This window comes from Collinsella aerofaciens (genome assembly GCF_040910185.1).
In the GTDB taxonomy this organism is placed as follows: Bacteria; Actinomycetota; Coriobacteriia; order Coriobacteriales; family Coriobacteriaceae; genus Collinsella; species Collinsella aerofaciens_BF.
In genome coordinates this window covers 1-1950 of the sequence record NZ_JBDGBA010000047.1, presented here as the reverse complement: position 1 = coordinate 1950, position 1950 = coordinate 1, and the positions used below count along the sequence as shown (strand labels likewise).

Sequence of the window (1950 nt, the reverse complement as noted above, 5' to 3'; positions counted from 1 at the left end):
GTGCCCTCCGCCGAGCTCTCCCGCGGCCGCGGCGGCCCGCGCTGCATGAGCATGCCCTTCTGGCGCGAGGACCTCTAGGGTCTTCATAGACCGTACGGGTCTTAATACAAACATCTAGCTGCCATTAGATGTCTCCCAATGGGGCGGTGCGGGTTTTCGCGCCGCCCCAATCTCGTATGAGGAACGTCAACACGGTTGGATGACTGCTTTTGTAAGGAGCTTGGCCATGGACATCAAGACGATTGGCGTTGAGGAATGGCTCAACGTTTGGGAGAAGAGCGCTACCTGGGATATCGCTCAGTCGACGATTTCGTCGCTGACCATGGGCGAGCTTCGCGCGCTCGATGAGCAGGACGGCGCCACGTTCTACGAGCGCCTGGACCGCGAGAAGATGAACTACGGCTGGATCGAGGGTTCGCCGGAGTTTAAGGCCGAGGTTGCCAAGCTGTATCGTCGCGAGGTCAATCCCGATCACATTCTGCAGACCAATGGCTGCACGGGCGCTAACCTCAACGCCATCATGGCTGTAGTCGAGCCCGGCGACCACGTTATCGCCGAGTGGCCTACCTATGCGCCGCTCTATGAGATCCCGCGTACGCTCGGCGCCGAGGTCGAGTATTGGGAGCTTCGCGAGGAACTCGGCTGGAGACCCGATATCGAGGAGCTCGAGCGTCTGGTGCGTCCCAATACCAAGCTCATCTGCATCAACAATGCATCGAACCCCATCGGAACGGTGCTCGATGCCGACACGCTCGGCCAGATTGCCGAAATCGCCCGCTCGGTTGGCGCCTATGTGCTGTGCGACGAGGTGTACCTGCCGCTTGAGAACACCGAGGACTTTTTGTCGATGGCCGACGTGTACGAGAAGGCCATTGTTACCAATTCGGTGTCCAAGACCTATTCGACGCCTGCTGCCCGCGTAGGCTGGGTCGTTGCCGACGAGGAAGTGTCCAACCGCATCCGTACCTACCGCGACTACACCATGATCTGCGGCGGCGTGTTCAACGACGCCTTGGCGACCTATGTGCTTGAGCACAAGGATAAGATTCTCGAGCGCAACCGCAAGATCGTGTTTGGCAACCGCGATATCGCGCAGGCTTGGATCGACGCACAGCACCGTGTCTCCTGGACGGCTCCGCAGGGCGTGTCCACCTCGTTTATCCAACTGGACATTCCCGAGGATGACGAGGAGTTCTGCAAGCGCCTGCTGGCCGAGAGGGGAGTGCTGCTGGTCCCCGGTAGCCGTTTTGAGCTTCCCTGCGGCGCGCGCCTGGGCTACTGCGCGAGCGAGGACGTTCTGCGCGAGGGCCTGAGGCTTTTGGGCGAGGCACTGGCGGAGTTTGATCGCTAGGATTCCGATGATCTTCGAGGGCCTCATCCAAATTGGCCGAAGATAATCGAAAACGGATCCGTTTCCCTAGGGGAAGCGGGTCCGTTTTTCCATACCGAGAAGTCAAGTTGTTACAAATGGGGCCGTAAAGCGAGTCGGTATCCGCTGGGCCTTATACTGAGTTTCCGGTGAACGGTATCAAGCGTCTGGTAAACGGTAATTTATTTACCAGAAATGAATAGGACAAACTTTTTTCTGAATAAAAATGAAAATGGTTGAGACGCGGTATGAACCGCTAATTCTATTCATAGCTTTATTGGAAATATGCAATTTGAGGATGGTTTAACAAAGTTTAGTTCCATTTGATTTTAGGATTAAAACGTGTTTAAGCACGTAAATACGCTTTATTAAGATGAAGTGTGCCATGCGTGAAGTATATGTGTATGCCGTTCACCCCCTATAAAAAACCGTTCGGGGGCAAGGTGGAAGTATGAGCTGATTTTGGATATAAATATGTCGTCAGCAATAACGCCTCACACGGAGGGGCGCTAACGAATCGGCCCTGACAAGGGCCCGAAAGAAAGGTAGGAGGCCATGACGAAAGGTCTGCACGTGCCTTC

2 protein-coding genes are annotated in these 1950 nt (G+C 55.4%); both read left to right on the top strand.

The genetic code is table 11. The features are described 5' to 3' along the window. Positions 1-78 (top strand): arginine deiminase family protein (locus tag AB5Z54_RS09815; protein ID WP_195192534.1); only part of this gene is annotated, 78 nt, incomplete at its 5' end. Positions 79-226: 148 nt separating this feature from the next. Continuing rightward, a complete protein-coding gene (locus AB5Z54_RS09810) occupies positions 227-1351 on the top strand; it encodes an aminotransferase (RefSeq protein WP_368161410.1) in 1125 nt (374 codons plus the stop codon). Positions 1352-1950: the final 599 nt, after the last annotated feature.

Excerpts from the sequence above, each read along its gene's own strand:
- AB5Z54_RS09810 (WP_368161410.1), top strand. The coding sequence starts at position 227 with ATGGACATCAAGACGATTGGCGTTGAGGAATGGCTCAACGTTTGGGAG.